The organism is Pantoea sp. RG18 (assembly GCF_025910075.1).
In the GTDB taxonomy this organism is placed as follows: Bacteria; Pseudomonadota; Gammaproteobacteria; order Enterobacterales; family Enterobacteriaceae; genus Pantoea; species Pantoea agglomerans.
In genome coordinates this window covers 948,147-973,614 of sequence record NZ_JAPCIL010000002.1, presented here as the reverse complement: position 1 = coordinate 973,614, position 25,468 = coordinate 948,147, and the positions used below count along the sequence as shown (strand labels likewise).

Annotated in this window: 24 protein-coding genes; 11 read left to right on the top strand and 13 right to left on the bottom strand. The window is 57.2% G+C overall.

Annotation, left to right across the window (positions count from 1 at the left end; translation table 11 throughout):
• Positions 1-38: 38 nt before the first annotated feature.
• From dcp to guaD, 5 genes are all read right to left on the bottom strand, one after another.
• A complete protein-coding gene (gene dcp, locus OK409_RS04975; protein ID WP_033771795.1) occupies positions 39-2,084 on the bottom strand; it encodes a peptidyl-dipeptidase Dcp in 2,046 nt (681 codons plus the stop codon).
• Positions 2,085-2,145: 61 nt separating this feature from the next.
• The gene (gene xdhC, locus OK409_RS04970; RefSeq protein WP_187511991.1) at positions 2,146-2,922 is read right to left on the bottom strand and encodes a xanthine dehydrogenase accessory protein XdhC; all 777 of its coding nucleotides are present in this window, start codon (positions 2,920-2,922) and stop codon (positions 2,146-2,148) included.
• Positions 2,909-5,275, bottom strand: a complete 2,367-nt coding sequence (xdhB, locus tag OK409_RS04965) for a xanthine dehydrogenase molybdopterin binding subunit (protein ID WP_264366817.1) — start codon at positions 5,273-5,275, stop codon at positions 2,909-2,911. Before xdhB ends, xdhC begins: the two co-directional genes overlap by 14 nt.
• Positions 5,265-6,707 (bottom strand): xanthine dehydrogenase small subunit, encoded by a 1,443-nt coding sequence (gene xdhA / locus OK409_RS04960; RefSeq protein WP_122458440.1) that lies wholly within the window; start codon positions 6,705-6,707, stop codon positions 5,265-5,267. The genes xdhB and xdhA overlap by 11 nt, the downstream gene beginning before the upstream one ends.
• Entirely contained in the window at positions 6,704-8,032 is a 1,329-nt protein-coding gene (guaD, locus tag OK409_RS04955) for a guanine deaminase (RefSeq protein ID WP_050680460.1), read from the bottom strand. Before guaD ends, xdhA begins: the two co-directional genes overlap by 4 nt.
• A gap of 402 nt (positions 8,033-8,434) precedes the next feature.
• Here guaD and ydfG point away from each other — a divergent pair, with 402 nt between their 5' ends.
• Positions 8,435-9,181 (top strand): bifunctional NADP-dependent 3-hydroxy acid dehydrogenase/3-hydroxypropionate dehydrogenase YdfG, encoded by a 747-nt coding sequence (ydfG, locus tag OK409_RS04950; RefSeq protein WP_033757999.1) that lies wholly within the window; start codon positions 8,435-8,437, stop codon positions 9,179-9,181.
• Between the two features lie 31 nt (positions 9,182-9,212).
• Here ydfG and OK409_RS04945 read toward each other — a convergent pair whose 3' ends face one another.
• The gene (locus OK409_RS04945; protein ID WP_033779778.1) at positions 9,213-9,539 is read right to left on the bottom strand and encodes a YnfA family protein; all 327 of its coding nucleotides are present in this window, start codon (positions 9,537-9,539) and stop codon (positions 9,213-9,215) included.
• A 279-nt stretch (positions 9,540-9,818) separates the two neighbouring features.
• On the opposite strand from OK409_RS04945, the gene OK409_RS04940 reads away from it, so the two are divergent.
• Both OK409_RS04940 and OK409_RS04935 read left to right on the top strand, forming a co-directional pair.
• Positions 9,819-10,142, top strand: coding sequence for a DUF1283 family protein (locus tag OK409_RS04940; RefSeq protein WP_122458435.1), 324 nt, complete (start codon positions 9,819-9,821; stop codon positions 10,140-10,142).
• A gap of 44 nt (positions 10,143-10,186) precedes the next feature.
• Positions 10,187-10,483 carry a DUF1161 domain-containing protein gene (locus OK409_RS04935; protein WP_033757708.1) on the top strand — a complete coding sequence of 99 codons (297 nt, stop codon included), beginning with the start codon at positions 10,187-10,189 and terminating at the stop codon, positions 10,481-10,483.
• A 39-nt stretch (positions 10,484-10,522) separates the two neighbouring features.
• Here OK409_RS04935 and OK409_RS04930 read toward each other — a convergent pair whose 3' ends face one another.
• Positions 10,523-11,989, bottom strand: a complete 1,467-nt coding sequence (locus tag OK409_RS04930) for an MDR family MFS transporter (RefSeq protein ID WP_033787817.1) — start codon at positions 11,987-11,989, stop codon at positions 10,523-10,525.
• A 392-nt stretch (positions 11,990-12,381) separates the two neighbouring features.
• Here OK409_RS04930 and OK409_RS04925 point away from each other — a divergent pair, with 392 nt between their 5' ends.
• Genes OK409_RS04925 through osmV form a run of 4 tightly spaced genes read left to right on the top strand, consistent with a single transcriptional unit; the run spans position 12,382 to position 15,820 of the window.
• A complete protein-coding gene (locus OK409_RS04925; RefSeq protein WP_010244807.1) occupies positions 12,382-13,098 on the top strand; it encodes an ABC transporter permease in 717 nt (238 codons plus the stop codon).
• Between the two features lie 17 nt (positions 13,099-13,115).
• Positions 13,116-14,027, top strand: a complete 912-nt coding sequence (locus tag OK409_RS04920) for a glycine betaine ABC transporter substrate-binding protein (protein WP_010244805.1) — start codon at positions 13,116-13,118, stop codon at positions 14,025-14,027.
• Between the two features lie 9 nt (positions 14,028-14,036).
• Entirely contained in the window at positions 14,037-14,684 is a 648-nt protein-coding gene (osmW, locus tag OK409_RS04915) for an osmoprotectant ABC transporter permease OsmW (RefSeq protein ID WP_010244802.1), read from the top strand.
• Positions 14,684-15,820: an osmoprotectant ABC transporter ATP-binding protein OsmV gene (gene osmV / locus OK409_RS04910; RefSeq protein WP_122458432.1), complete on the top strand. Its 1,137-nt coding sequence runs from the start codon at positions 14,684-14,686 to the stop codon at positions 15,818-15,820. Before osmW ends, osmV begins: the two co-directional genes overlap by 1 nt.
• A 430-nt stretch (positions 15,821-16,250) precedes the next feature.
• Here the strand turns inward: osmV and OK409_RS04905 are convergent, their stop codons facing one another.
• From OK409_RS04905 to OK409_RS04890, 4 genes are all read right to left on the bottom strand, one after another.
• Positions 16,251-17,627, bottom strand: coding sequence for a nucleobase:cation symporter-2 family protein (locus OK409_RS04905; protein WP_010670178.1), 1,377 nt, complete (start codon positions 17,625-17,627; stop codon positions 16,251-16,253).
• 180 nt (positions 17,628-17,807) lie between these two features.
• Positions 17,808-18,506: a dethiobiotin synthase gene (bioD, locus tag OK409_RS04900; RefSeq protein ID WP_122458430.1), complete on the bottom strand. Its 699-nt coding sequence runs from the start codon at positions 18,504-18,506 to the stop codon at positions 17,808-17,810.
• 113 nt (positions 18,507-18,619) lie between these two features.
• Positions 18,620-19,837 (bottom strand): ROK family transcriptional regulator, encoded by a 1,218-nt coding sequence (locus tag OK409_RS04895; protein ID WP_010244790.1) that lies wholly within the window; start codon positions 19,835-19,837, stop codon positions 18,620-18,622.
• 130 nt (positions 19,838-19,967) lie between these two features.
• Entirely contained in the window at positions 19,968-20,861 is an 894-nt protein-coding gene (locus OK409_RS04890) for a LysR family transcriptional regulator (RefSeq protein WP_264366816.1), read from the bottom strand.
• 95 nt (positions 20,862-20,956) lie between these two features.
• Here OK409_RS04890 and OK409_RS04885 point away from each other — a divergent pair, with 95 nt between their 5' ends.
• The 4 genes from OK409_RS04885 to OK409_RS04870 all read left to right on the top strand — a co-directional run bounded on the left by OK409_RS04885 (position 20,957) and on the right by OK409_RS04870 (position 24,652).
• Positions 20,957-22,210, top strand: a complete 1,254-nt coding sequence (locus OK409_RS04885; protein ID WP_264366815.1) for an MFS transporter — start codon at positions 20,957-20,959, stop codon at positions 22,208-22,210.
• A gap of 167 nt (positions 22,211-22,377) precedes the next feature.
• Entirely contained in the window at positions 22,378-22,638 is a 261-nt protein-coding gene (locus OK409_RS04880; protein WP_031592383.1) for a hypothetical protein, read from the top strand.
• Between the two features lie 112 nt (positions 22,639-22,750).
• Entirely contained in the window at positions 22,751-23,293 is a 543-nt protein-coding gene (cybB, locus tag OK409_RS04875) for a cytochrome b561 (RefSeq protein WP_010244777.1), read from the top strand.
• A gap of 174 nt (positions 23,294-23,467) precedes the next feature.
• Positions 23,468-24,652, top strand: coding sequence for a sugar transporter (locus OK409_RS04870; protein ID WP_010244774.1), 1,185 nt, complete (start codon positions 23,468-23,470; stop codon positions 24,650-24,652).
• Positions 24,653-24,713: 61 nt separating this feature from the next.
• On the opposite strand, the gene bhsA (OK409_RS04865) is transcribed toward OK409_RS04870, so the two are convergent.
• Together bhsA (OK409_RS04865) and bhsA (OK409_RS04860) are read right to left on the bottom strand one after the other, a co-directional pair.
• Entirely contained in the window at positions 24,714-24,971 is a 258-nt protein-coding gene (gene bhsA, locus OK409_RS04865) for a multiple stress resistance protein BhsA (protein WP_010670183.1), read from the bottom strand.
• A 39-nt stretch (positions 24,972-25,010) separates the two neighbouring features.
• On the bottom strand, positions 25,011-25,268 hold the full coding sequence (gene bhsA / locus OK409_RS04860; RefSeq protein ID WP_010244768.1) for a multiple stress resistance protein BhsA: 258 nt from the start codon (positions 25,266-25,268) through the stop codon (positions 25,011-25,013).
• Between the last annotated feature and the right edge of the window lie 200 nt (positions 25,269-25,468).

Genomic DNA, 25,468 nt, shown 5'->3' with positions numbered 1-25,468 from the left:
GGGCTGTCAGCGCGACCAGCGCGTGACAGCCCGTTCTGCTATGACTCCGCCAGACCACGATTTTTCAGCATGGGCTCCAGCTGCGGAGGCCCGCCCCGCCAGCTTTCATACAGTGTTTTGAGATCGCTGCTGTTCCCGCGCGACAGAATTTTCTGTCGGAAGAGGTCGCCGTTCTCGCGCGTCAGTCCGCCCTGTTCCGCAAACCACTGATAGCCATCGTCGGCGAGCATCTGCGTCCAGATATAGGCGTAATAACCTGCTGCATAGCCACCGCCCCAGATGTGCTGGAAATAGCTGGAACGATAGCGCGGCGGCACCGCCGTCAGCGCCAGATTATCGCTCTGTAACGCCTGCTGCTCGAATCCCTCCACGCTTTGCGGCGCGGAATCACGGTTAAGGCTGTGCCAGTGCAGATCCAGCAGCGCGGCAGCCAGCAGCTCGCTCATCTCGTAGCCTTTGTTGAACGTGGCGGCCCGGACGATTTTTTCATGCAGCTCAGCGGGCATCAGCGCCTGAGTCTGATAGTGGCGAGCGTAGTTGCGGAACACCGCTGGCTCGCTGGCCCAGTGCTCGTTGATCTGCGAAGGAAACTCAACGAAATCGCGCGGGGTTTCCGTTCCCGACAGGCTCGGATAGCGCTGGCTGGCAAACAGACCGTGCAGCGTGTGACCGAACTCGTGAAACATCGTGATGACGTCGTCCCAGCTTAGCAGCGCCGGTTCACCGGCTGGCGGTTTGGTGTAGTTACAGACGTTGTAGATCACCGGTTTGCTGTCGAGCAGCGTGGACTGGTTGACGAAGTTGCTCATCCAGGCACCGCCGCCTTTGCTGTCGCGCTTAAAGAAGTCGGTGTAAAACAGCGCCAGCGGGGTCTCATCGGCGTCAAAAATCTCATAGACCTGGACGTCGGGATGGTAAACCGGCAGATCCTGTCGCGGCGTGAAACGGATGCCATAGAGCTGCGTCGCCGCCCAGAACACGCCATTCTGCAGCACCGAATTCAGTTCAAAGTAGGGCTTAATCTGGCTCTCATCCAGATCGTAACGGGCACGCCGCACCTGTTCGGCATAAAAACGCCAGTCCCAGGCCTGCAGGGTAAAATCGCCCTGCTGCTGATCGATAGTCTGCTGGATTGCCGCCGCTTCACGCTCCGCACGACCGCGCGCGGCAGGCACGATGTTATGCATAAACGCCAGCGCCGCCTTAGGCGTTTTGGCCATCTGATCCTGTAGCTTCCACTCGGCATAGCTGGCAAATCCCAGCAGCCGCGCCTGCTCGGCCCTGACCTGCGCCAGACGTAATACCAGCTCGCGGGTGTCGTTCTCATCGCCTTTTTCAGTGCGCGTCACGCCCGCCTTAAACAGCGCTTCACGGGTTGCGCGATCGGCCAGGCTCTGTAGTGCGGGTTGCTGGGTGGTGTTTTGCAGCACCAGCAGCCAGCGCTTTTCCAGTCCGCGTGCCTGCGCTTCCGCCTGCGCCACCGCCAGATCGGCCGGTGAGAGTCCCGCCAGCTTCTGCAGATCATCGACGACCAGCCCGCCCGCTTTAGTGGCGGCCAGCAATTTGTTGGTGAAGCGGGTACCGAGGCGGGCCGCTTCCTGATTCAGTGTCTTGAGCTGCTGTTTCTGCGCTTCCGGCAGATTAGCCCCCGCCAGTTGAAAGCGCTGCCAGATCACCTCAACCAGCCGTTTTGATTCAGCATCCAGTTTAGCGCGCTGCAGATAGACCGCATCGAGCCGCGAAAACAGCGGGCGGTTAAGCATGATGTCATCGTTGAGCGCGGTGAGCTGAGGTGCAATCTCCTCATCCACCTGCTGCAGATACGGGCTGGTATGCGCCGAGGTCATGGCACTGAACACCAGATTCACCCGGTTGAGCAGTTGTCCGCTCCTCTCCAGCGCCTCATAAGTGTTGAAAAAGCTGGGCGCGTCGCTGTTCAGTGCGATCGCCTCGATCTCCTGACGCTTCTCCTCAATGCCCGCCTGCAGCGCGGGCAGGAAATCCTGCTCCTCAATCTGGTCAAAAGGAGGAGTCTGGTAAGGCAGTGTGCTGACGCTAAAGAAGGGATTCTGACGGGCGTTCATGGTTCGCTCCTGGTGGGCATCGCAAAGTCTTATCCTGACAGGTTGCCGCGAAAGCGACAACTCAGGCGACGTGCTGCTGATAAACGCTGATAATTTCACCGGCAATCGCCACCGCAATCTCGGCGGGCAGCTTGCCTTTGATGTCCGGCAGGCCAATCGGACAGCGCAGGCGCGCCAGCGGTTCGCTCGCCACACCCTTGCCCGCCAGCCTGTAGCGGAAACGCTGGTTTTTCGTTTCAGAACCGATCACCCCGGCATAGCGGAAATCGCCGCGCTTCAGCACCGCCTCGCACAGTTCGAAGTCGAGGGGATGATGATGGGTCATGATGATGAAGTAGCTGCCTGCGGGTGCCTGTGCTACGCAGTCGAGCGGATCGTCCGGCTGCAGCGTCACCACGCCAGCGGGAACGTGGCTGAACTGCGCCGGACGGCTATCGATCCAGTTTATGTGACAGGGTAACGTTGACAGCAGATTGACCAAGGCCTGTCCCACATGGCCTGCGCCAAAAAGGTAGATCTCTGGCTGCGCCTGCAGCAGCGGCTCAAACAGCAGCGTGGTTTTGCCGCCACAGCACTGGCCAAGCCGAGCGCCCAGGCTGAAATCCTCGGTGTGTGGCGCAGTCGCCCCGCTCTGCAGCATCGCCCTGGCCTGGGCGATGCACTCAAACTCAAGATGACCGCCACCGATGGTGAGATAACTCTCCTGCTGCGTCACCACCATTTTGCTGCCGCTGTCGCGCGGCACCGAACCGTGCTCACTGAGCACGGTGATTAATACGCAGCTCTGACGTTTTTCACGCAGCTGATGCAGCACGCCAATCCAGTCATGATAAATCATCAACCCCTCCCGTCAGGCGCTGCACGCCCCAGAAGATGCGCTCCGGTGTGGCGGGCGCGTCCAGCAGTGGGTGCTGCCGGTAATCGGAGACGCTGGCGACCGCATCCTGCAGGGCACACCAGGCGGCGATGCCCAGCATAAACGGCGGTTCACCTACGGCCTTGGAGTGGAACACCGTGTCTTTAGGGTTTTTACGGTTCTCCACCAGCGTGACCCGCAGGTCCGCCGGAACGTCGCTGATGGCGGGAATTTTGTAGCTCGCCGGTCCATCGGTCAGCAGCTGGCCTTTATCACTCCACACCAGCTCTTCGCAGGTAAGCCAGCCGACGCCCTGAATAAAGCCACCTTCAACCTGGCCGATGTCGATGGCCGGATTCAGCGAGGCGCCGACGTCATGCAGAATGTCGGCGCGCAGCAGGCGGGATTCACCGGTTAAGGTATCAATCACCACTTCACAGCAGGCTGCACCGTAAGCGTAGTAATAGAACGGCGTCCCACGACCCGCGACCCGGTCGTAATGAATCCCCGGCACGCGGTAGTAGCCGGTGGCGGAGAGCGGCACCTGATTCAGCCACGCCAGCTTCGCCACCTCGGCGAAGGTGTAATGTTTGTCCCCGGCGCGCACCACTCCGTTGCGGAAGCTCACCGCCGACGCGTCGCACTGGTGTAGCTCGCAGAGCATGGCGGTCATGCGGTCGCGCAGGATTTCAGCACCATTCTGCGCCGCTTTGCCATTGAGGTCAGCCCCGCTGGAGGCCGCGGTTGGCGAGGTGTTGGGCACTTTGCCGGTGTCGGTGGCGGTGATCTGAATTTTATCGATCTCAATCTGCAGCACTTCGGCGACAATCTGAATCACCTTGGTGTTCAGGCCCTGGCCCATCTCGGTGCCGCCGTGGTTAAGCTGCACCGTGCCGTCGGTGTAGATCAGGATCAGCGCCCCCGCCTGATTGAGAAAGCTGGAGGTAAAGGAGATGCCGAATTTCACCGGCGTCAGCGCCAGACCGCGTTTCAGCAGCGGACTGCGGGCATTAAACGCCTTAATCTCCGCGCGGCGAGCCTGATAGTCGCTGCTCTGCTCCAGCTGTTCGGTAATCTCATCCAGCAGGTTATCCTCTACCTGCTGGTGGTAATGGGTGATGTTGCGATCCTGCTTGCCATAGTAGTTACGCTTGCGCAGCGCCAGCGGATCCAGCCCGCGCTCACGGGCGATGTGATCCATGATCTGTTCAATCGCCACCATGCCCTGTGGCCCGCCAAAACCCCGATAGGCGGTGTTCGAGGCGGTGTTCGTGCGGCAGCGATAGCCGGTTACCCGCGCATCCCCGAGGTAATAGGCGTTATCAGCGTGGAACATGGCACGATCGACAATCGATCCGCTAAGATCCAGCGAATAACCGCAGTTTCCGGCCAGATCGATTTTGATGCCGCACAGACGCCCATCCTCTTCAACGCCCGCTTCGTAGCGCACAAAGAACGGATGGCGTTTGCCGGTGACTCGCATATCGTCGCGACGTGAAAGCCGCATCTTCGCCGCCCGGCCGGTCTGGCGCGCCACGATGGCGCAGAGACAGGCGACACCGGCCGCCTGCGTCTCTTTACCACCAAAGCCACCGCCCATCCGGCGCATATCTATCGTCACCTGATTCAGGCTGATGCCCATCACTTCCGCCACCAGTTTCTGCACTTCGGTGGGGTTCTGGGTTGAGGAGAAGACCTGCAACTGCTGATCTTCACCGGGAATAACCATTGCCGTCTGGGTTTCCAGATAGAAATGCTCCTGGCCGCCAATGTGAAACGCCCCACTGACCCGATGCGGCGCACGCGCCAGGGCCGCTTCCACATCACCGCGCTGGTGAATGTGAGGTTCCTGCACAAAGCTGCCCTGAGCCAGCGCCTGTTCCACATCCAGCAGCGGTTCCAGCACCTCATATTCAATTACCGCAGCGGCCGCGCCAAGGCGGGCAGCCTCGGGGGAATCCGCCGCCACCGCGATCACGATCTGTCCCAGATACTCCACTTTGTCATGGGCCAGCAGCGGGTCGCCCGGCTCCAGCGGCCCGACATCATTGATGCCCGGCACATCCTGCCAGGTCAGGACGCTGACGACGCCGGGAATGGCATAACAGGGCTGCACATCAATATGCAGGATGCGCGCATGAGCATACTCACTCAGGCGCGGACAGAGATGCAGCAGACCCGGCAGCTCTGGCTTGTCATCGATAAAACGCGCCTCGCCAGAGACATGTTTTTCCGCGCTTTCATGGCGGTTACTGCGACCAACGCCGCTCTGTAAATCAGCGGCATACTGCGCCTTAATGACCTCTTCGTTGAGTTCAGGACGGTTATGAGACATAGCGGGCCACCTCAATACAGGTTATTTCGCCGTTGTGGCGATGCCAGTAGCGGCGCAGCAGGTTGCGTGCGACCTGCAGACGGTAGTCACTGCTGGCGCGGAAATCGGAGAGCGGCTGGAAATCCTCTGCCAGCGCCGCGGCTGCGCGTGACACCGTCACGGCATTCAGTGGCTGACCGATGAATGCCTGTTCACAGTGACGGGCACGTTGCGGTGTGGCCGCCATGCCGCCAAAGGCGATGCGGGCACTACTGACTACGCCCTGTTCAATCTGCAGATTAAAAGCGGCGAACACGGCGGAGATATCATCGTCCAGCCGTTTGGACACTTTCCAGGCCACAAAATCAGGTGACACCGTCACTTTATCGATGCGAATGGCGCGAATAAACTCCCCTTTTTCGAGCCGGGTCTGGCGATAGCCGGTAAAGAACTGATCCAGCGGCAGGCTGCGCTGCTGCTCACCGCGCTGTAACAACAGGCTGGCGTTTAAGGCCAGCAGCGCCGGCGAGGCGTCGCCAATGGGGGAAGCGTTACCGATGTTGCCGCCTAATGTGCCCTGCAGACGGATTTGCAGCGAGGCAAAGCGTTGCAGCATCGCGCTGACGCCGGGAATGCGGCTGGCAAGAAATTCGCTGACCTGCTGCAGCGAAGCCCCTGCGCCCAGCAGGTAGTGATCATCAAATTCGCTGCAGACTTTGAGCGCGGCAACCTGCTCCAGCGCAATCAGCAACGGTATTCTTTTATGCTGCTGGGTAATCTGCAGGCTGAGATCGGTGCCACCGGCAATCAGCCTCGCCTCGGGATGTGCCAGATAGATCGCCGCCAGCTGAGCCGGAGTTTTGGGCAGGAAGCAACGGCGGCCCTCACCCCCTAATTCCTGCATCTCCGGGGTTGCCAGCGCCTCAAGCCGCTGCACGGTTGCGGCGGCACCTTGATCGAACTGGTCTGTCACCGGCTGCGAGCAGAGCTGTTCGGCGGCGGCCATAATCGGCCGGTAACCGGTACAGCGGCAGAGGTTGCCCGCCAGCGCAGTTTCCGCCTGATGGCGATCCCAGCCCGAAGCGGTTTTTTGCAGGCTGAACAGCGACATCACAAAGCCTGGCGTGCAGAATCCGCATTGCGAGCCGTGACAGTCGACCATCGCCTGCTGCGCCGGATGCAGTGCGCGGCCGTGACGCAGATCCTCAACCGTAATCAGCTGCTTGCCCTGTAACGCGGAGACCAGCGTCAGGCAGCTGTTGATCGTTTCATACTGCATTGTTCCCCCGACGGCTTTGCCCAGAGTCACACTGCAGGCGCCACAGTCGCCAGATGCACAGCCCTCTTTGGTGCCAGGGCGTTGCTGACGGGTGCGCAGGTAGTTGAGCACCGTGAGGTTGGGGTCGAGCGCGTCCTCGCTGACCAGCTGGTTATTTAACAGAAACTGGATCATGCGGCTTGCTCCTGTGCGTCGCGCTGCCAGACCGGACGACCGGCTACCCAGGTCTGGGCAATATTGCGGTCGTCGCCGAGCGTCATTAATACAAACAGTTTTTCCCAGATATCTTTGCTGTTGCCGATGCGCAGTTGCTGCAGGGCAGAAACCGCCGGGTCCAGCACCACAAAGTCCGCTTCTTTACCGATGTTGAAATTTCCGATGGCGTGGTCGAGATCCAGCGCGCGCGCCCCGCCCAGCGTGGCGTGATAAAAGGCTTCGGCCGCGCTGAGCCGGTAGTGCTGCAGCTGGCCCACCTTGTAGGCTTCGCCCAGGGTCTGCAGCATATTAAAGGTGGTGCCCGCCCCGACATCGGTGCCGATCCCCACTTTTACCCCCTGCTGCCAGCTGCGTTTCAGGTTAAACAGGCCGCTGCCGAGAAACAGGTTTGAGGTGGGACAGAAAGCAATAGATGAATCGGTATCGTGCAGACACTGCCATTCGTTCTCTTCCAGATGCAGACAGTGAGCAAAGACGCTGCGGCGGCCGGTCAGCTGGTGATGATGATAAACATCCAGATAGCCTTCACGCTCCGGGAACAGTTCTTTGACCCAGGCGACCTCCTGCGGGTTTTCGCTGAGATGGGTATGCAGCCAGGTATCCGGGAACTCCTGACGCAGCTGCTGCACTTTTTCCAGCAGCTGTGGGGATGAGGTCGGCGCAAAGCGCGGCGTCAGGGCGTAGCTCAGGCGTCCGCGCTGGTGCCAGCGCTCAATCAGCGCCCGGGTCTGCTGGTAGCTCTGTTCAGGGGTTTCGATCAGGTTGTCGGGCGCATTGCGATCCATCATCACTTTCCCGGCAATCAGCCGCATGTTCAGCGCTTCGGCGGCGCTGAACAGCGCCTCCACCGATTGCGGATGGACGGTACCAAACACCAGCGCGCTGGTGGTGCCGTTGGAAAGCAGCTGATGCAGGAAGAAGGCGGACATCCGCGCAGCATGATCGGGACAGTGATACTGCGCTTCAACCGGGAAGGTGTAGTGATTCAGCCACTCCAGCAGCTGCTCGCCAAATGCGCCAATCATCTCTGTCTGCGGATAGTGAATGTGGGTATCGACAAAGCCCGGCACGATCAGTCTGCCGCGCAGGTCGATGACCGGATGCCCCGCCAGCATCGCCTCGCTATTCTCCCAGCTATCCAGCCCCACTACGCATCCATCACGCAGCAGCAGCACCGCATCCTCAAGATAGCGGGCCTGGCCGGCCAGGTCGTCGGGACGATCCACCACGCCGGTAAAGTCAAAGAAGCTGGCGCGTATCGCCGTGTCGGTTGCTGAAAGCATGGGTAGTCCTTTCTGAAAGCGCGATGTTATATCTGCAGATGATTATCTGAATAATCCTGTGCAACCTGCGTGCCAGAATTGAAATAGAATAAATTCTTTAAATATCAGTTAAATAAGCTAAACAGAGGGAAGTTGCGCAACAGATAAGGACTGAGATGGCATGGCAACCGTTTGCGGAACGGATGCAAACGGTTGCTACGCAATATTGCGCGCCCTGGTCATTTTGAGTATGGCCGGTTACCCGCAAACCTGCCCTTTAACGGTGCAATCTGCCCTGAAAAGGCGCAGCTGGCTACCCGTTAAAATCCGTTTACAGGTCAGGCCGTTTTTCCACGCGCAGAAGCGGAAATGAAATGCTATGGTGAAGCCATCGACTCTGAAAATGGCATAAGGAACAGTGAGATGATTATTTTTGTCACCGGTGCGACCGCCGGTTTTGGTCAAAGCATCACCCGCCGCTTTATTGAGAATGGTCATAAAGTGATTGCCACTGGACGACGGGCTGAACGTTTAAAAGCGCTGAAGGAAGAACTGGGCGAGAATATTTATACGGTACAGCTCGATGTGCGTAACCGTGCCGCCATCGAAGAGGCGGTGGCGCAGTTACCGGCGGAATGGCGCAATATCGACGTGCTGGTCAATAACGCCGGTCTGGCGCTGGGCGTCGAACCGGCGCACAAAGCCAACGTCGAAGACTGGGAAAACATGATCGACACCAACACCAAAGGCCTGGTCTATATGACCCGCGCCCTGCTGCCACAGATGGTGGAGCGTGATGTCGGTCATATCATCAATATCGGTTCGATTGCCGGTAGCTGGCCCTATGCTGGCGGCAACGTCTACGGCGCCACCAAAGCCTTTGTGCGCCAGTTCAGCCTGAATCTGCGAACCGATTTACACGGCACCGCGCTGCGCGTGACCGACATTGAACCGGGTCTGGTCGGCGGCACAGAGTTTTCCAACGTGCGCTTTAAGGGCGATGATGACAAAGCGGGTCAGGTCTACGAAGGGGCTACCGCCTTAACGCCGGAAGATGTGACAGAAGCCGTATACTGGGTGGCCACACTGCCTAAACATGTCAACATCAATAGCCTTGAGATGATGCCGGTCAGCCAGACGCTGGCGGGGCTGAAAGTGCATAAACCTTAACTCCCTGCAGCGCCAGCCCTCACGGCTGGCGTTACCCGCGTCCCCAGCCCATCACGATAATCAGCATGCCGCTGAATGCGATCAGTGCCCCGCTCCAGTCCCACACACTTAGCTTCACGCCATCCACCACCCGCAACCAGAGCAGCGCGGTAAGCACATAGACGCCACCGTAGGCGGCATAAATCCGTCCGCTGGCCGCGGGATGCAGCGTCAGCAGCCAGACAAACAGCGCCAGACTTGCTGCCGCAGGGAGTAGCAACCAGGCTGAGCCGCCTTTTTTCAGCCATAACCACGGCAGAAAGCAGCCGGTGATCTCCGCCAGTGCGGTAATAAAAAACAGCAAGGCGGTTTTAATCAGCATCCTTACCTCTCCTTAACGTAAACAAACGACTCACTGCTGGTGAGCAAAGAAACGGCGATGATATACTAATAGCCAGGCCCATCAGGCTGTTTTATTTGTCCGTCTGAACCCGGGCAGTGCTTACCCTCCTCACGTACACCCTGTACGCACCGGTTGTTATGCGCTGTCGGTGTTCAGACTTCTGCCTCAATGCCCCCTGATGAGCCAGGCTCTAAGCATGCCCGCTGCAACCGCTGTCGTGGATGGCGATGTTTGCGTTAACTAAAGGATAGTGTGATGAAAAAAATGATCCCTGCCGTGCTGATGGTTCTCTTCTCCACTGCGGCATTCACTGCCACTGCGAATACTAATCGTCTGATTATCGAAGATGGCAGTTCCGCGCTGAGCAATGAAGCAGCGCGCCAGGATAAAGAGCAATGGAATGACACGCGCATGCTGCGCAATAAAGTGAACACCCGGGTCGAAAAAGAGTTTGATAAAACCGATCGCGCGTTTGATACCCGCGACAAGTGCGAGCAGAGCCTCAATCTCAACGCCTACTGGGAGCCCAACACCCTGCGTTGTCTGGATCGTCGTTCCGGTCGCCCGGTAGCGCCGTAAATTTGAGCTATAGTAATGACGACGACTAACATAAGGAAGACGTGATGAAGCTACAGAGGGTTTTGTTAAGCGCGGCGTTATTTGCTCTGCCGCTGATGGCGCAGGCATCCTGTGAATCGGTAAAAACCGAAATCAGCCAGAAAATTATTCAGAACGGTGTACCTGAGTCGGGTTTTAGTCTCGACATCGTCGCCAACGATCAGGTTGATCAGGCGGGTGGCCAGGTCGTCGGACATTGTGAGAACGACACACAAAAAATTGTTTATAAGCGCTCAGGCAGTGACAACGAAGCCAGCGTACCTGCCAGTGTCGGCAGTTCGCAGGACTCATCTGCCCAGTAGTTCTGTTCAAATCAGGGCGACATCCTGTCGCCCTGCCTGTTAGTCCGCCTGTTCCGGCCGCTGACGCGGCATCATCCATGCCACACCCACCGCAAACAGCGCAATCACCAGTGCCACCACGAACACCCAGTGCAGTGAGGCGGCAATGGCTGCTGTCATCTGCTGCAGGGTTTCCGGCTGTAACTGCTGACGGCTGGGTTCGGACATAATCTTCTGCACCGGATCCTCGACCTGCGGCAAACGCCACTGCAGATTGAGATTCAGCACCGCGCCCATGATCGCCGTCCCTACCGCCGACCCGATCATCCGGCTGAACATAATTGAAGCGGTACAGATGCCGCGAATCTGGTAATCCGCCTGATTTTGCACTGATACCAGGAACGTGGTGCTGGTCATTCCCATTCCGGTACCGATCAGAAACGCCGTAAAGCCCGCCTGATAGAGTGAGCTTGCGGGCTGTAAAAACAGCAGCAAGGCACTGCCGGTCACCAGCAACAGCGCTCCAAGCTGGGCAGTGAAGCGGTAGGAGGTGCGCAGCATCAGTCTGCCGCTGAGGGTGCTGGCCAGCGGCCAGCCAATCGACATCATCGCCAGCACACTGCCCGCCTGTAACGGTGAACCGCCGCTGATCCCCTGAATCCAGGTGGGCAGAAAGGCGCTGATGCCCATCATGGCCGCCCCGATGATGAGGTTGCCCGCATTACCCGCCACGATAAGCCGGCTGCGCCAGATTATCAGCGGAAACAGCGGTGCCGCTGAATGCAGCTCGTGGCGTCTGAGCTGCCAGCCAGCGAACAGTGAGAAGAGCAGAAACGGCACCAGCCAGACGCCCAGCTGTTCCGCCTGCAACAGCGCAATCAGCAATGCCGTCACGCAGAGCATCAGCCAGCCGCTGCCCGCCAGGTTCAGCGGCTGCGATTTCTCCTCCTTCTGGTGCGACGGTAGCCAGCGCCACAGCATCAGCATGCTGATCAGGCCGATAGGCAGATTGACCCAGAAAATCACCGACCAGCTAAAGTGCTGTACCAGCCACGCGCCGGTCAGCGGCCCCACTATCGCCGCTACACCCCAGACGCTGGAGAGCCAGCCCTGCACGCTGGCGCGTTCGCGCGGCGAATAGATATCCGCCACGATGGTGGAGCTGAGCGGCATGATCGCCCCCGCTCCCAGGCCCTGAAACGCCCGGAACAGGATCAGCCAGGTCATGGTATGGGCAAAGCCACACAGCACCGACCCCACCAGGAAAATCGACGTGCCGACAAAAAACATCGTTTTGCGACCCACCATATCCGCCAGCCGCCCATAGAGCGGCACGCTGACCGCCTGGGTCAGCAGATAGATCGAGAAGACCCAGCCAAACTGCGAAAAACCGCCGAGATCAGCAATGATGGTGGGCATCGCGGTGGCCACAATAGTGACTTCAATGGCCGCCATAAACATCGCCAGCATGCAGGCGATCAAGATCCAGTGGCGATGTCCGGTCCGGATTTGTGCGCTTTCAGTCATAGGGTTCCTTTTTTAATCTGCAAGGCTAGCTGAAAAACAGACAATGCAGTTTCCCGCGCGTGCGCATTTTCTGCGCCCTCTGTGACAGTGTCACCAGAAGTCGATGAAAATTTTTTATTGTCGCATTAGCCCAGCGGCTACGCGGCTTTAACACCATTTTAACCTGTTTCTATCTCTCTGATTTGTGGCTTAAAAGCTGGCTTGTGCAATAAAGGGCTGCTATAGCATTACACCATCTTATTCAGTATTCACTGAAAAAGAGTGGGTAAACAGTCATTTTATCTACATTTTATCGCAGTTTCGGTATTGGGCGCGGCGGCATTTTTTGCCGTACCTGTCGGGCTGTTTATGGTTGTTATAACAATTGAGATCGTAATCAGGGAGATTCTCCTATGCAAAATGCTTCACTGGCCCGACGCGCCGGTCTGGCACTGCTTGCAGTGGTCGCGGTGATCGCGGTGCTGATCTGGGGCCTTGGCTGGGATCAGCTGGTCGCACGTAAAGTCGATCTGCTTTATCTCGGGCAACAACACCTCTTCTTAGTCTTCTGGTCAATGCTGTTCGCTTTGCTGGTCGGTATCCCCAGCGGCATCCTGCTAAGTCGCCCGTTTGCACGTCGCTGGGCAGAGTACGTGATGCAGATTTTCAATGTCGGTAACACCCTGCCACCACTGGCGGTACTGGCTCTGGCGATGGTTATTATCGGGATTGGCGACCGTCCGGCGCTGATTGCGCTGTTTCTGGCTTCGCTGCTGCCTATCGTCCGCAACACCTTCTCTGGTCTGAGCGCAGTTCCCCCGTCGCTGATTGAGGCGGCCAACGGCATCGGCATGACCAAATGGCAGCGTCTGCGTCAGGTAGAGCTGCCGAATGCCTTGCCGGTCATCCTCTCTGGCGTGCGCATCGCCACCGCCATCAATGTCGGCACCGCCCCACTGGCGTTCCTGATTGGCGCCAGCAGCTTTGGCGAGCTGATCTTCCCGGGCATCTATCTGAATGACTTTCCGACGCTGATACTCGGCGCCGTCGCCACTGCACTGGTGGCACTGGTACTGGATATGATGCTGGCCGCGCTGGGCCGCTTTCTGAGTCCGCACGCTGCGGCCTGACCACAAGGAGCTTTGCAATGCTAACGCGTTGGATTAAGAAAAGCGTTGTCGCGCTGACCGCGACACTGCTGTTAAGCCAGACGGCACAGGCTGCTGCACCGCTGGTGATGGCGACCAAAAGTTTTACCGAGCAGCATATCCTGTCAGCAATGACGGTGCTCTGGCTGCAGAAGAAAGGCTTCGAGGTGGTGCCTAAACGCAATATTGCCACCACCATTGGCCGTAATGCGCTGCTGAATAAGCAGATTGATATGGTCTGGGAATATACCGGCACCTCGCTGATCATCTTTAACCATATCAACCAGCCGATGTCTTCACAGCAGGCGTATGAGACGGTGAAAAAGCTGGATGCCAGACTGGGGCTGGTCTGGCTTAACCCGGCACCAATGAACAACACCTATGCCTTTGCCATGACCCGTGAACGGGCCGAAAAAGAGGGCATCAGCACCATGTCGCAGCTGGTTGCGAAGATTGAGCAGGTGCGTAAAACCGATCCGGATCATAACTGGCGACTGGGTCTGGACCTGGAGTTCTCGGGTCGTTCAGACGGCATGAAGCCGCTGCAGAAAACCTACAACCTGACGCTGGATCGCCCGCAGATCCGCCAGATGGATCCGGGCCTCGTCTATAACGCGATACGCGACGGATTCGTGGATGCCGGTCTGATCTACACCACCGATGGCCGGGTTAAGGGCTTCGACATGAAAGTACTGGAGGATGATAAGCACTTCTTCCCAAGCTACAACGTGACGCCGGTTGTGCGTCAGGATGTGCTGGCGAGTCATCCGGGCCTGGATACCGCGCTTAATCAGCTTTCTGCGCAGATCACCGATGAGGCGATAACGGAGCTGAACAAGCGGGTCGATATCGATCATCAGTCACCGGAAACCGTGGCGCGTGATTTCCTTAAATCCAAAAACATGCTGTAAGGAGGCACTGTGGATACCCTTCACTACATCATGGATAACTGGAGCACCCTGCTCACCCTGAGCTGGCAGCACAGCTGGCTGGTGCTGGTCGCGGTCGGACTGGCAATTGTGATTGGCGTGCCGCTTGGCATTCTGATCGTGCGTGTAAGATGGCTGGCAACGCCGATTCTCGGTATCGCCACCGTAGTGCTGACTATTCCCACCATTGCGCTGTTTGGTCTGATGATCCCGCTGTTTTCACTCATCGGTCAGGGCATTGGCGCGCTGCCGGCGATTACCGCCGTATTCCTCTACTCGCTGCTGCCGATTGTCCGAAACACCCACACCGCACTGGAGAATCTGCCGGACGGCCTGCGTGAGGCGGGGCGTGGTATCGGCATGACGTTCTGGCAGCGCCTGCGCTGGGTTGAAATCCCGATGGCGCTGCCGGTGATCTTCGGTGGCATCCGTACCGCCGTGGTAATGAACGTTGGCGTCATGGCGATTGCCGCCGTGATTGGCGCGGGCGGTCTGGGCCAGCTGCTGCTGGATGGTATCAGCGGCAGTGATATTCGTATGTTAATTGCCGGGGCATTGATGATCTGTCTGCTGGCTATTTTTCTTGACTGGCTGCTGCACCGTTTGCAGCAGGCGCTGACTCCAAAGGGGATTCGATAATGATTACGCTGGAAAACCTGACGAAAACCTTTACCCAGAAAAACGGCACCACCAATAAAGCCGTCGATAACGTCAGCCTGCACGTGCCAGCCGGTGAGATGTGCGTGCTGCTGGGACCCTCGGGCTGCGGGAAAACCACCACGCTGAAGATGATTAACCGCCTGATTCCCGCCACCAGTGGCCGGATCCTGATTAATGGTGAAGATACCAGTACACAGGACACCACCACCCTGCGCCGCAACATTGGCTATGTTATCCAGCAGATTGGTCTGTTTCCCAACATGACCATCGAAGAGAACATTACCGTGGTGCCACGCATGCTGGGCTGGAACAAAAAGCAGTGCCACGAGCGGGCTACCGAGCTGATGAGCATGGTTGCGCTGGATCCCACCAAATTCCTGCATCGCTATCCGCGAGAGATGTCCGGCGGTCAGCAGCAGCGTATCGGGGTGATTCGTGCCCTGGCGGCGGATCCACCGGTGCTTCTGATGGATGAGCCGTTTGGCGCCGTTGACCCGATTAACCGCGAAGTGATCCAGAATGAGTTTCTCGACATGCAGCGTCAGCTGAAAAAAACCGTGATGCTGGTGAGCCACGATATTGACGAGGCACTGAAGCTAGGCGATCGCATTGCGGTATTTGGTCAGGGTAAAATCGTGCAGTGCGCCAGCCCGGATGAACTGCTGGCGGCCCCTGCCAATGAGTTCGTCGGCTCGTTTGTGGGTCAGGACCGTACGCTTAAGCGCCTGTTACTGGTGCAGGCGGGCGATGTGACTGACCAGCAGCCGACCATCACCGTCCGCCGCTCTACTCCGCTGGAAGAAGCCTTTGGCACCATGGATGAGAACGATATGCGGTCGATTACCGTGGTCGATGAGGATGGCAAACCGCTGGGCTTCGTGAAGCGTCGCGAGGCGCGTAACGTCAGTGGCCGCTGTGAAGAGCGACTGCACACCTTTAAGGTCACCGGTAAAGCGGAAGAGAACCTGCGCGTGGTGCTGTCAAAACTCTATGAGCACAACACGGTCTGGATGCCGATTGTCGATGAAGAGGGTCGCTACAGCGGTGAGATTTCGCAGGATTATATTGCGGATTACCTCAGTTCTGGTCGTACCCGCCGTCGTCTGAATCCATAATTTCGTCACCTAAATGGGTCTTACCGGCCCATTAAAACAGCAGATATAAGCAGATATACCCAAGCCTGGGTAAATCAGACAGCAACAAACAAGCTTAACGCGCAGGGAACCGGGTCAGAGGAGGAAAGCGTCCCGCGCCAGGACGGCGCGGGCCGAGCGTGCCACGGATGGCGGCTTTTGCGACTTTCCGATCTGACCCTGTTCCCTTCGCAGACTCCATCTTAAAGCCAGTTAAGTCACGGCCTGTCCTGTCTGTCAATTCAGGTAGTAGCTCAGGGAGCATACGCCTGTAGCAAAGACGCAAAAGATGCCATCCATGGCATGCTCAGCGCGGCCCATCCCTGGTCCGCGATGCTTTGATACAGGCATATGCTCCCATCGCTTTGGATTTTTGAGCCGTATGTGAGAGATACATCGGCTCTTCTGCTTTTTAGCTCTCCGTCAGCGTTTCCGCCTCCACCTCTTCCACCACAGGCGCCTCGTCCGGCAGCACCATGTTCAGCACAATCGCCAGAATACCGCCGGTCGTCACCGCATGACCAAACAGACTGTTAATCAGCGGCGGGAACTGCTTCAGCACATCCGGCACCGCCTCCACGCCCAGACCAATACCAAAAGCGATCGCCACAATCAGCATCTCGCGGCGACCCAGCGGCGTCTGGGTCATCACACGGATGCCCGCAGCAACCACGCTGCCAAACATCACGATTGTCGCCCCGCCCAGCACCGGCGGCGGGATCTGCTGCAACAGGGAGCCAATAAAGGGAAACAGCCCCAGCAGCGCCAGCATGATTCCCAGCAGCATACCGACGTAACGGCTGGCGACGCCGGTCATCTGGATAACGCCATTGTTCTGCGCAAACGTGGTGTTGGGAAAGGCGGAGAAGACCGCTGCCAGCACACAGCTCAGGCCGTCGGCGACAATGCCACCCTGCAACCGCTGCTGAAAAGGTTTGCCGGTGATCGGCTGCTGTGAAATCAGGCAGTTAGCGGTAAGGTCACCGACGGCTTCAATTACCGCGATCACTGACACCAGCGCGATCGGCAGGAAAATGGTCCAGTCAAAGGCAAAACCAAACCGGAAGAACGCGGGCAGCACCAGCCAGTTGCTCTCCGGCGCAACATTAAGTTGCAGATGACCGGTCAAGGCCGCGGCAACGCATCCCACCGCGATTCCGGCCACCACCGCCACCAGCCGCGCCCAGCGATTTCGCGAGCGGTTCAGCGCCACGATCACCAGCAACGTCAGCGCCCCCAGCGCCAGATTTCCCGGCGATCCAAAATCTGTGGCGTTGTGCCCGCCCGCCCAGTCGGTAATGCTGACTTTTATCAGGCTGATGCCAATCAGGGTGATCACCGTGCCGGTCACCACCGGCGTCAGAACTTTGCGCAGCGAGCCAACGCAGCGGCTGATCAGAATCGGAATCAACGCCGCCACCAGGTTACAGCCAAACAGCATCGCCATAATCTCTTCCGGCGAACCACCGCGCCCTTTCACCATCAGACCACCCGAGAGGATCACCCCCAGAAACGCGAAGCTGGTGCCCTGCAGACAGATCATGCCCGCCCCGATGCCATAAAAGCGTCTGGCCTGCATAAACGTGCCTAAGCCGGAAACGAACAATGACATGCTGATCAGATAAGGAATATAGGCCTGCAACCCCAGAACGGAGCCAATTATCAGCGGCGGCGTGATGATTCCCACCACGCTGGCCAGCAGATGTTGCAGTGCGGCGAAAAACGCCGGGGCGGGGCCAATGCGGGCTTCAAGCCCATATAACAAACCTTTCTCGTGCGAGTGCGACATGATGGGGCTCCAGCTCAGTGTGATAAGCGGAGTTAATGCATTTTCTGCGCCATGACGCCACGATTTCGCGATATCCGAGCCAGGTCTTTCAATTCTAAATGGAAATAGTTAAAGACAGCCGACAACAAGCCTGAAACTTTAGGCTCACTGCCGACTCAGATGACTTAGTTTGTTTCATAATCAGGCGATCTTTGCACTCACAGCGTGCAGATTGTTCTGCTCCAGCAGAGAAATATCGATGTAAGACGTCAGATCACGCTGTTCTGCACGCGGCAGATAAGGCAGCTCGCCCAGCAGCGGCGCACTAATTTTTTCACGCAGAATCTCAATAATATCGCTGTACTGCGCCAGTCCCGGATTGATGCGATTGGCCACCCAGCCCACCAGTGGCAGTCCATCCTGCGCTATCGCTTCTGCTGTTAACAGGGCATGGCTGATACAGCCCGACTGGATACCGACCACCAGCACCACCGGCAGCTGCTGCTCAACGACCCAGCAGGAGAGCGGACGTCCGTCGTTCATCAGGCTGCGCCAGCCGCCAGTGCCTTCCACAACTACGCGATCGGCCTGCTCCGTCAGGCTGCTTAAGCCCTGTGTCAGCAATGCGTAATCAATGATCTGGCTCGGATGGGTGCAGATCTCCTCTTCCTGAAAGGCCAGCGGATTGATCGCCTGATAGGGTAAATCGATGGATGAAGCGCTTTGCAGAACCTGTGCATCTTTGTTACGCAGGCCGTCAGCGGTTTTGACCGCGCAGCGCGCGACGGGCTTGTACCCGACGGCACTGAGCCTGGCCTGGATAAAACTTTGTAACAGGGCGCGTGACACCACCGTTTTGCCCACTGCGGTGTCAGTGCCGGTAACAAATAGTCTGTTCACTCAACTTCTCCTCTCGAACCGTTGTGGTTAATCGGTGATTAACCTTGCTGCGAACCGGCATTTTAAGGAATGGAGGATGAGAACAGATTGCGTTAGCGCAAGATTAGGCCCGCTTAACCTTGCAACAGTTTCACTAACAGGTGTCCGTTATAGAGCGCGTCTTTGATCAGCGCTGCGCCGCCTAACGTTCCCGGCTCGCTAAATTCGGTAGGTGCCAGCTGGATACTCGCACTGTAGGCCGGGAGTGATTGCTGCAGAATGGTGTTGCTCACGGCCGGAAACAGCACATCCGCGGCGGCATTAAGGGGGGAACCGATAAGAATATGTTGAGGATTGAAGATGTTGACCATCATCGCCAGAATCCGGCCAACATGATGACCCACGCTGGCGATGGTGTCGCGCGCCAGACGGTCGCCAGACTGCGCCGCCGCGCACAGCGACTCCAGCGTCAGCGGCTGATTATTGAGCAGGCTGTCGGGCTGGGCCGGCAGACGCTGCGCCGCCAGCGCCAGCAGACTGCCGGTGCTGGCCACGGTCTCCAGACAGCCATGATTACCGCAGTAGCACTGCTGACCATACGGGTCGATCTGAGTATGCCCGATCTCGACCAGCGCCCTGCCACTTTTATGCAACAGCTGACCGCCACTGATCACCCCGGCTCCCACGGTTTCATCAATCACAATCTGAATTACATCCTGCGCCCCACGTGAGGCACCAAACAGCGACTCCGCCAGCGTCCAGGCTGAAATGTCGTGCTGCACAAACACCGGTAAGCCGGTTCGCGCCGCCAGCGCATCGCCCAGCGGCATATCGCGCACCTCATAACCCGGTAGCCGATGCACCACACCTGACGCGGCGTTGATCAGCCCTGGCAATGTAATGGCAATGGCCGTAAGGCGTTCCAGCTTCTTCTGATGACGAATAAAGAAGGCATCAACCTGTTCAATCAGCGCGGTAAGTAACGGCTGAGCAGACTCATCAGGCAGCGGCAGGCTCTCTTCCACCAGTTCCTTGCTGCTGAGGTCGCGCAGCGTAAACGTCATGGCGCCGCGATGCAGGCGAATAGCCAGATAGTGCCAGGCGTCGGTATCCAGTATCAGGCCTATCGCCGGACGTCCACGACTGCCTGGATCCTGAAACTCGGTCTCCTGCACTAAATGTGCGTCCAGCATTTCACGCACAATTTTGGTAATGCTGGCCGGAGCAAGCTGGGCACGGCGGGAAAGTTCGATACGCGAAATGGGACCATAACGGTCAATTAATCGATATACGACACCTGCATTAGTCTGCTTGATCTGGTCAATGTGGCCAGGTTGACTGTCCGGATTCACAACCCTGCTCCCGGTTATTTTCGCGCTTCTAAATAAACATGCGCCATGGTGAGCCAGATCCGGCGACAGCGTCAAATATTTGATTAGAAATGTGATTTATCGCACAGATTGATGCGGTGTTACCCGCGCATCAGTGCCGGTTTCGCCGCAGCAACGCCATCATGTTTTCCATCTGCGCATTTATTTCGCGTCCGGCTGACCAGACCAGCCACAGCTCTGAAATGGCATCCTCTTCCGTTAATGGCAACCAGACCAGGTCGGCCAGCCGCGCCCGACGAAATGAGGCAGGCAGAATGGAGACGCCTAACCCGGTTGCCACCAGCCCAAGGATGGTCATCGCCTCACCCACTTCCTGCGTAATAAAGGGCTTGATATGGTAGCGGTGCAGCAGCGCCAGAATATCGCTATAGAGCGCGGTTCCGCCCTGAGGATCAAAGAAGACAAAAGGTTCCGCCGCCAGGGCGGTGACTGAGATTTTATCAGCGTCAGCCAGCGGATGCGCCTTATGCACCACGGCATAAAGCGGCTCACTCAGCAGCAGCTGATGACGCAGATCGGCGGGCAGCGGCGTGTTGCGCATCACGCCGAGATCGAGCCGTCCATCATGAAGCGGCGCCAGCTGCTGGCGGGTATTAATCTCCTGCATCTGAATATGTACCTGCGGCCAGCGCTGACGAAACCGGAATAGCGCGTCAGAGACCACGGCGGTAAACGGGGCCGAGGAGGTAAAGCCAATCCGCAGCTCCCCCTCTTCACCACGATGCAGCCGGGCGGCGCGATCGGCCGCCTGCTCAACCTGCAACAGAATCGCGCGGGCGTCACTTAGCAGTTGCTGTCCGGCAGCGGTAAGCTGCACGCTGCGGTTAGTGCGATTGAACAGCCTTGCGCCCGTTTCTGTTTCCAGCTGAATAATCTGCTGGCTGAGCGGCGGCTGAGAAATGTTCAGACGCTGGGCCGCCCGCCCGAAATGTAACTCTTCCGCCACCGCAACAAAGTAGCGCAGATGACGCAGTTCGACATTCATATCTTAAACGTCTCATTTGAGATTATTAATATATTAGACATCATAATGCCGCTTTCCTAAGCTGACGACAGGTTTTCTAAATTTGAGGAAGATGTGTGAGTCGCTCAACACATGCTGTCACAGTGGATGAGAATGCGGTCTCTGCGCCGCCAGAGTCTGTTGCCGCTTCAGGTCATATCCGCCGGGATTCGCCACAGTTTATGCGCGTGACGCTGGCGCTTTTCTCCGCCGGGCTGGCGACCTTTGCCCTGCTCTACTGTGTGCAGCCGATTCTGCCGGTGCTGTCACAGCAGTTTGGTATCTCTCCGGCAACCAGCAGCCTGTCACTCTCCATCTCGACCGGCCTGATGGCGCTGGGCCTGCTGGTTACCGGGCCGCTCTCTGATGCTATCGGTCGTAAATCGGTGATGGTCACAGCCCTGATGCTGGCCGCCATCTGCACGCTGGTCTCGGCCACCATGACCAGCTGGCACGGCATTCTCATTATGCGGGCGCTGATGGGGTTGTCGCTGAGTGGCGTGGCGGCGGTCGGCATGACCTACCTCAGCGAGGAGATGGATGCACGGGTCGTCGCCTTTTCCATGGGGTTATATATCAGCGGTAACTCGATAGGCGGGATGAGCGGTCGACTGCTGAGCGGCGTACTGACCGACCTCTTCTCATGGCGACTCGCCGTGGCGGTAATCGGCTGTTTTTCGCTGGCCTCGGCGCTGATGTTCTGGAAAATCCTGCCTGCGTCGCGCCATTTCCGGCCCATTACGCTGCGTCCGCGTAATCTGCTGATTAACTTCCGGCTGCACTGGCGCGATCCGGGCCTGCCCTGGCTGTTTGCCGAAGGATTCCTGCTGATGGGAGCCTTTGTCACCCTGTTTAACTATATTGGCTACCGTTTACTGGATGCGCTCTGGCATCTCAGCCAGGCCGTGGTCGGACTGTTATCAGTGGTCTACCTCACCGGCTCATGGAGTTCGCCTAAGGCGGGCGCGCTGACCAACCGGTTGGGTCGGGGACCGGTGATGCTGGGTGCTACAGCCATCATGCTGCTGGGTTTGCTGATTACCGCCTTCAACTCCCTCTGGCTGATCCTGCCTGGGATGATGCTGTTCACCGCCGGTTTTTTTGCCGCCCACGCGGTCGCCAGCGGCTGGATTGGCCCCCGGGCGCGCCGGGCACGAGGCCAGGCCTCTTCGCTCTATCTGTTCAGCTACTACGTGGGTTCCAGCGTCGCGGGTACGCTGGGTGGCGTGTTCTGGCATAATTTCGGCTGGATCGGGATTACGCTGTTTATCAGCGTCCTGCTGATCCTGGCGTTACTGGTTGCCTGGCGTCTGCACAGTAAAAAACTCTGAGACCGTCTTCTCATGCCAGGCCTGGCTTCTCCTGCGGGCCTGGCGGTTTATCACAATAAACGCGCTATTCAGAGCCACAGCAAACAAAATGCAGGTTTCCCGCTATAATCGTTTTTATTGTAATAATTCATCTGCTTTGCCTTTTAACACGGCAACAAGGAACGCCTGTGGCTCTCTACTACTACGTCAATAAACAATCAGGATATAACAATAATCATGTGGTTCATGCCGCAGGCTGCCCCCATCTTCCCGACATCGATAACCGTATGTTTCTGGGCAGTTTTTACCATGTGAATGCCGCCATCCTGCAGGCTAAAAAATATTATGCTGGCGCAATCGGCTGTGAAAATTGTTGTCCACTCAAAAATGTTGACCAGCAGGCCACCCAGCTCAGCGTGGCCCTGAAGCACACCCCGTCTTCGCGTTAATCTGATCCACCTGGTAAGGGGGAAAAAATTTTTCCCGCTGCGCTAATTTGTTAAGAATTACCGCTGTTTTCCGTTATGTTAATCTTCCTGATTCTCTTTAATGGAATACACAATGCGGGATAAGTTTGCGCGCGCTCAGATAGCCCTTCACTGGCTCACTTTTTTACTGGTGGTGACGGCCTACGCCACCATTGAACTGCGCGGTTTTGCACAGCGCGGATCCTGGCAGGGTTATGCCATGATCATTACCCATTTCAGCGCCGGCGCGACCATCCTGGTATTGATGCTTGCCCGCCTCTTTTTACGCACCCGGCATCGCACACCGCCCATTACTCCCGCTCCGCCGCGCTGGCAAACCGGGCTGGCACATCTGACTCATACCCTGCTCTATGCCCTGTTTATCACTCTGCCGATCCTCGGCCTGACATCGCGTTATCTTAAAGGTCGTGAATGGTGGCTGTTTGGCATCAGCATGCCGGTCGCGCCTGAACCTGACTTTGATATGGCGGATATGCTGATTGGCTGGCATGAAACCCTGGCACCGCTGGGTTACTGGCTGATCGGACTGCATGCTGCTGCCGCACTGTTCCATCACTATCTGCTTAAAGACAATACTCTGCTGCGAATGATGCCCGCCCGGCGTCGCGGTCAATAACCTCAGGCTATCGCCCTGTGATGGGGCGATAAAAAAATTTCAGCATTAAAAGGCGTTTATAAGGTTTCTCTTCCCGCTTTATTCACTACAATGGTCAGTAATTTGTGACGCAGGTCACTTTCGCTGGATGTTTCTGCCGCATCCGATTCGCTGTACTGACTGACTTGACTCCTCATGCAACCAACTACTGTTTCACGTAAAACTGCCTGGCTACGCGTGGTATTGCTGGCCATCGCCGCCTTTGTATTTAATACCACCGAATTTGTGCCGGTTGGCCTGTTATCTGACATCGCTGCTGACTTTTCAATGCAGACGGCTGACGTCGGGATCATGCTGACCATCTATGCCTGGGTGGTTGCACTGCTCTCACTGCCGCTGATGCTGCTGACCCGCAATATTGAGCGACGACTGCTGCTGGGTGTGCTGTTCCTGATCTTTATCGTCAGCCACGTTCTTTCTACCGTTGCCTGGGATTTCCGGTCGCTGATGGTGTCACGCGTGGGTATCGCCCTGTCTCACGCGGTGTTCTGGTCGATCACCGCCTCGCTGGCGATTCGCGTCGCTCCGGCCGGTAAGAAAACTCAGGCGCTAAGTATGCTGGCAACCGGTACCGCGCTGGCGATGGTGCTGGGCGTGCCGATTGGCCGCGTGGTGGGTCAGTATCTTGGCTGGCGTACGACCTTCGGCGCGATTGGCCTTTCGGCACTGGTGCTGATGATTATGCTGGTGCGCATCCTGCCGCGTCTGCCGAGTGAACATACCGGCTCGCTGAGCAGTGTGCCGATGCTGTTTCGCCGTCCGGCGCTGGTCAGCATGTATCTGCTGGTGACGCTGGTCGTTACCGCGCATTACACCGCTTACAGCTATATCGAGCCCTTTATGCAAACCGTGGCCCATTCCAGTGGCAACTTCACCACCCTGCTACTGCTGCTGTTTGGCTCTGCGGGCATTGTGGGTAGCGTACTGTTCAGCACACTCGGTAATAAGTTTCCCTCCGGACTGCTGATTGCAGCCATCGCCCTGATCACCCTGTGCATGGGCCTGCTGATTTTTGCTGCCGTTCGCCCAGCAGCTATCTCAACTCTGTGCGTTGTCTGGGGAATGGCGATGATGATGATCGGACTGGGTATGCAGGTGCGGGTGCTGTCGCTGGCACCGGATGCCACGGATGTGGCGATGTCGCTGATGTCCGGTATCTACAATATCGGTATCGGCGCGGGTGCGCTGCTGGGTAATCAGGTCAGCCTGCATCTGAGCATGGCGGAAGTCGGCAATGTCGGCGGGATGATTGGCCTGGTGGCGTTACTGTGGTGTGTTTATATCTTCCGTCGTTATCCACAGTTACGCAGTAACGGATAATAAAAAAGGCTTCAGATAAGCGGGTTATCTGAAGCCTGTTCAGGGTTATTTACCGATCACTTTATCTATAAAGAACGGCTGTGCCATGCAGGTTGTTGCTGCCAGAGGTCGAAGTGATGCGGAAAGACTTTGCCCCTGCATCGCTGGCCTTTTCTGACAGTTGCTGCTCCAGCGAGAGCAGATTAGTACTGCCCGTTGCGCTGATGACACCGATTTTTTGCTGATCCAGCGGTGTGCTGCTGACCTGCTGGGCCGCTACGCTGGCAAATGACAGACCGCTTAGCACAGCCGCCACGACCATCATATTGATACTTTTCATAACGAACCCCTTCTCACTTATTCTGTTGAAAAACAAAAATTACTGATAAATCACAGCCGTGCCGTGCAGTTTGTTCTGGCCGCTGGTTGAGGTGATGCGGAACGATTTCGCACCCGCTTCATCCGCTTTAGCACTCAGCTGCGCTTCAACAGAAGACAGATTGGTGCCGCCCAGTACTGAGATGGTGCCAACTGGCTGCTGATTAACAGGTTCGCTGGTCACCAGGTCAGCGGCAGATGCGCCAAAAGTCAGAGTCGTCAGTGCCAGTGCTGCCAGGGTGATTTTGATGTTTTTCATAATAATCTCTCTATTCAATATTGAAATTCGGTTGGTCTGAATGGGTTGTCACTATTTAATTAATGACCGTTAAACAAATGATAGACCCCGATACGGTTTGTCGTCAACATTTATTTAATGAGCGTTATTTTATTCGCGAAGTGGCGTGATTATGGGCTTCAGCCTCTTTTCTGACTTAACCTAAGGGGCTGTAATAATGC

Excerpts from the sequence above, each read along its gene's own strand:
- xdhC (WP_187511991.1), bottom strand. The coding sequence starts at position 2,922 with ATGATTTATCATGACTGGATTGGCGTGCTGCATCAGCTGCGTGAAAAA.
- guaD (WP_050680460.1), bottom strand. The coding sequence starts at position 8,032 with ATGCTTTCAGCAACCGACACGGCGATACGCGCCAGCTTCTTTGACTTT.
- cybB (WP_010244777.1), top strand. The coding sequence starts at position 22,751 with ATGCGGGATAAGTTTGCGCGCGCTCAGATAGCCCTTCACTGGCTCACT.
- OK409_RS04925 (WP_010244807.1), top strand. The coding sequence starts at position 12,382 with ATGCAAAATGCTTCACTGGCCCGACGCGCCGGTCTGGCACTGCTTGCA.
- xdhA (WP_122458440.1), bottom strand. The coding sequence starts at position 6,707 with ATGATCCAGTTTCTGTTAAATAACCAGCTGGTCAGCGAGGACGCGCTC.
- OK409_RS04920 (WP_010244805.1), top strand. The coding sequence starts at position 13,116 with ATGCTAACGCGTTGGATTAAGAAAAGCGTTGTCGCGCTGACCGCGACA.
- OK409_RS04930 (WP_033787817.1), bottom strand. The coding sequence starts at position 11,989 with ATGACTGAAAGCGCACAAATCCGGACCGGACATCGCCACTGGATCTTG.
- osmV (WP_122458432.1), top strand. The coding sequence starts at position 14,684 with ATGATTACGCTGGAAAACCTGACGAAAACCTTTACCCAGAAAAACGGC.
- bhsA (WP_010244768.1), bottom strand. The coding sequence starts at position 25,268 with ATGAAAAACATCAAAATCACCCTGGCAGCACTGGCACTGACGACTCTG.
- bhsA (WP_010670183.1), bottom strand. The coding sequence starts at position 24,971 with ATGAAAAGTATCAATATGATGGTCGTGGCGGCTGTGCTAAGCGGTCTG.
- dcp (WP_033771795.1), bottom strand. The coding sequence starts at position 2,084 with ATGAACGCCCGTCAGAATCCCTTCTTTAGCGTCAGCACACTGCCTTAC.
- xdhB (WP_264366817.1), bottom strand. The coding sequence starts at position 5,275 with ATGTCTCATAACCGTCCTGAACTCAACGAAGAGGTCATTAAGGCGCAG.
- OK409_RS04940 (WP_122458435.1), top strand. The coding sequence starts at position 9,819 with ATGAAAAAAATGATCCCTGCCGTGCTGATGGTTCTCTTCTCCACTGCG.
- OK409_RS04870 (WP_010244774.1), top strand. The coding sequence starts at position 23,468 with ATGCAACCAACTACTGTTTCACGTAAAACTGCCTGGCTACGCGTGGTA.
- OK409_RS04905 (WP_010670178.1), bottom strand. The coding sequence starts at position 17,627 with ATGTCGCACTCGCACGAGAAAGGTTTGTTATATGGGCTTGAAGCCCGC.
- OK409_RS04935 (WP_033757708.1), top strand. The coding sequence starts at position 10,187 with ATGAAGCTACAGAGGGTTTTGTTAAGCGCGGCGTTATTTGCTCTGCCG.
- OK409_RS04890 (WP_264366816.1), bottom strand. The coding sequence starts at position 20,861 with ATGAATGTCGAACTGCGTCATCTGCGCTACTTTGTTGCGGTGGCGGAA.
- ydfG (WP_033757999.1), top strand. The coding sequence starts at position 8,435 with ATGATTATTTTTGTCACCGGTGCGACCGCCGGTTTTGGTCAAAGCATC.